Source organism: Mesorhizobium sp. M7A.F.Ca.CA.001.10.2.1, assembly GCF_003998575.1.
Lineage (GTDB): Bacteria > Pseudomonadota > Alphaproteobacteria > Rhizobiales > Rhizobiaceae > Mesorhizobium.
In genome coordinates this window covers 1-3,250 of the sequence record NZ_RZQY01000674.1, presented here as the reverse complement: position 1 = coordinate 3,250, position 3,250 = coordinate 1, and the positions used below count along the sequence as shown (strand labels likewise).

General features: G+C 60.2%; 4 protein-coding genes. 2 read left to right on the top strand and 2 right to left on the bottom strand.

The genetic code is table 11. The features are described 5' to 3' along the window. Nucleotides 1-70: 70 nt before the first annotated feature. The gene (locus tag EN964_RS37900; RefSeq protein WP_164749112.1) at nt 71-904 is read right to left on the bottom strand and encodes a hypothetical protein; all 834 of its coding nucleotides are present in this window, start codon (nt 902-904) and stop codon (nt 71-73) included. A gap of 110 nt (nt 905-1,014) precedes the next feature. On the opposite strand from EN964_RS37900, the gene EN964_RS29715 reads away from it, so the two are divergent. Then, entirely contained in the window at nt 1,015-1,974 is a 960-nt protein-coding gene (locus EN964_RS29715) for a LysR substrate-binding domain-containing protein (protein WP_027037936.1), read from the top strand. 110 nt (nt 1,975-2,084) lie between these two features. Here the strand turns inward: EN964_RS29715 and EN964_RS29710 are convergent, their stop codons facing one another. Further along, on the bottom strand, nt 2,085-2,597 hold the full coding sequence (locus EN964_RS29710; RefSeq protein WP_013532473.1) for a DinB family protein: 513 nt from the start codon (nt 2,595-2,597) through the stop codon (nt 2,085-2,087). A 59-nt stretch (nt 2,598-2,656) separates the two neighbouring features. On the opposite strand from EN964_RS29710, the gene EN964_RS29705 reads away from it, so the two are divergent. Continuing rightward, the coding region (locus EN964_RS29705; protein ID WP_164776077.1) for a glutathione S-transferase family protein at nt 2,657-3,250 on the top strand (594 nt) is incomplete at its 3' end.

Genomic DNA, 3,250 nt, shown 5'->3' with positions numbered 1-3,250 from the left:
GGACTCTATGTTGCTGTTCGACCATGATCCTGTCCGAAAACCGGTTCCGACTTTTCGGGGTCATGGTTCATTACCATGATTCCCTGGCGCCGCCCGGAACCGGTGCCTCGACGGCGGTGGGCACGGGATGCTCCGCCTCGAACCGACGATAGGCCGGCAGCTGATTGGTCCAGACATCTTCGGCCAGTTCGCTGACCCACTCACGGTCGTGGTCGTTGTCGGCGGCGAGATAGAACATTCTGTTATCGTCGACATAGGGTTTGGCCACCGAGCGCTGGTTGAGCACCAGCGTGACGCGCTCGCCGAACCGGATCGGAGCGGTGCGATGCAGGACGCCCAGGAATTGGCCGAGCGTCGCGTAGTTCATCTTGTGATCGATGCGCATGACACTGTTGCGCGGGATCTCGCGGCCGGCTTCGAGAATGGCGCGGCCGGTTTCGGAGTCGTCGCAGAAGATTTCGAGATGGCCGCCGACCAGCGGATTGCTGATCGACAGCGGAATGAGCTCGGTCACCGGAACGCCATCGCAATGCCACTCCACGGCGCCGTCGTTGGGATTCATGAAGGTGACCGTCGAGCCGACGATCGACAGCGGATAGGGCTCCAGCTTGGTGCCCGTCATGTCGGACAGCCGCTCCAGGCGCAGCTTGTCATGCAGCAATTCCTTGATCTCGGGGATGAAACGGTCGGCCCCGGTGATGAAGGTCAGATCGAGGTGCTTGTGCACGGCATGGCTGGCCTTGAGCTTCAGGGCAGCCTCCTCGATAGCTGCAAGCAGTGCCGGGTCATAGCCGTGCAGATATTGCGCGACACCGAAACTCGACACTTTCCAGGCGGTTTCATGGCCGATAATGGCTTCGCGGCTCATCGCATAACGCAGTTCGGGAATGGTATGGGCGTTCATTGTACTTCTCCAGGATGGGGGCAACACTTGGTAAACAGTCGATTAATTCACCCACCCCTGTAAAATTAGGAATGCTGGTGCTAGTGTAAGCCAAGCTTAAGGTCGAAACCGTGCGTCTGCTCAGTCAGGTCAACCTCAATTCGCTTAAAATCGTGGAGAGTGCTGCGAGGCACGGTAATTTCACGCGTGCCGGCGAAGAACAGTTTATTACCGCTTCAGCGGTCAGCCAGCGCGTGAAAAGCCTTGAGGATCAGCTTCGTTTCAAGATTTTCCAGCGCGGCGGCAATGCGGTGTCGTTGACGCCGGAGGGCGAGACCTATGTCTCGCGCGTTCGCGAGGCGCTGGAGCGAATCGTCGCCGCCAGCATGGAAGCGACCGGGCAATCGCAGGAGCATGTGCTAAAAATATCGGTGCTGCCGACCTTTGCGGCACGCTGGCTGTTTCCGCGCCTGCCGCTGTTCCAGCAGCAATATCCCGATATCGTGATGCGGGTCTCGACCTCCTACGCTACGCATGAGTTCACGGCCTCGGAATTCGATCTCGAAATCCGTTATGGCGACGGTCACTTTCACGGGCTGCAATCCGATCTGCTGTTTCGCGAAGACCTGACACCGGTGTGCAGCCGCAAGCTGTTCCACGAAGTTCTCGGCGATAAGCGGCTGTCGAAAGTGACACCGGACGACCTCAAGCACTTCACCCTGCTGCATTCCGACACCTGCACCCAGAATTGGCAATCCTGGCTTGGTTTCGCCGGCGCCAGCTTCGTGCTCAGCGAGACCAAGAGCATCTATTTCGACTCGTGCATGATGTCCTACGAGGCAGCCAATTCCGGGATGGGCTTTGCGGTGGCCAACCGTGCCTATATGGCCAGCGACATCCGCGCCGAAAGGCTGGTGGCTCCCTTCGCCGTCCACCACCCGAACACGGCTGGTTGGTATTTTGTTTCCCCGCTGAGAGGCCTTGCCGCACGCAAGGTCCAGTTGTTCAAGCAGTGGGTGATGGCGGAAGCGGCTCTGACGCAGTGCCAACTGGACAGCGAAATCAGGGGCGAGGCTTCGACGGCCGCCTGAATCTCGGGCAAGTATCCGGTGTGCCGGCTAATTCTGATGCAAAGACAATGCTGCAGCACAAAATGCAGCGATAGTAGGCGCAAGCTCTTCGACCTTCGGACGGCACCGAATCAGGCGAAAGCTCTGCCCTCCTCGGTCCGCTGAAAAAGCATCAGGTCCAACCCCAGGCTTGGCCGTCCCAGGATGGTCAGGATCGTATGCGCCTGGCCGCGATGGTGGGTCTGGTGGTTGAAGACATGATCCAGCGCCGGCGCCAGCCTTTGCGAGACGGTGCGCATGTCCGAAACGGTCATGTAGGTGAAGCGGCCCGTCAACGCCTTGTCATTGAGGCCGCCGACCCAATCGATGATCCTCCTGTCCTCGGCTTCACGCGCCGCCCGCAGGCCGGTCAACCCCCGATGCAGGATGGCATCCAGTGTCGTCGGCGCGTCGCCCTCGCCGGTGAAGCGCTTCATCCAGATCCGGTCGGCCGTCAAAAGGTGGTTGAGCGTGCCCATCATCGAGCCGAAGAAGGCGCCGACATCGCGGTTGAATTCCTCATCATCGAGTTCGGCGGCGGCATCATAGATGCGACCGTTGGCCCATTGATTATAGGCCGCAAACATCATGAAATGCTGTCTCATGGCTTCCCTCGGCTCACGTCGATGCGGGGCCTACCTAACCCGCAGGAACGCCGCCGCCAATGACCATTCTGCTCTATGATCTCGTCGGACGCGACACCACACGTCCGTTCAGCCCGCATTGTTGGAAGGTGGTGATGGCGCTTGCCCACAAGGGGCTCGACATATCAACCGTACCGACGCGCTTTCTCGAGGTGCCTGCTGTCGAGGGCGGCGTTTCGAAAACCGTTCCGGTGATCCGCGACGGCGAGACAGTCCTCGCGGATTCCTTCGATATCGCGCTCTATCTCGATGAGGCCTATCCGGACCGGCCGACGCTGTTTGGCGGTGAAGGCGGCAAGGCGATGGCGCGCTTCGTCGAACGCTGGTCGCAAGTGACCATTCATCCCTACGTGACCACCGCGGCCATCATGGACCTCCATGCCATGCAGGACGCGGAAAACGCCGTCTATTTCCGCCAGAGCCGGGAGCAGCGTCTTGGCAAACAGCTGGAGGAGGTGATGGCCGCCAGGGAGGCCGGGCTCGGCAATTTCAGAGCCTCGCTGGAGCCATTGCGCTCGACGCTCTTCCATCAGCCATTCATCGGCGGCGCGTCGCCGCTGTTCAGCGACTATATTGTCTTCGGCGCCCTGCAATGGGCGCGCATAGCCTCGCCG

Bases quoted from the DNA above. Each gene is read 5' to 3' on its own strand.
- EN964_RS37900 (WP_164749112.1), bottom strand. From the start codon at position 904: ATGAACGCCCATACCATTCCCGAACTGCGTTATGCGATGAGCCGCGAA.
- EN964_RS29710 (WP_013532473.1), bottom strand. From the start codon at position 2,597: ATGAGACAGCATTTCATGATGTTTGCGGCCTATAATCAATGGGCCAAC.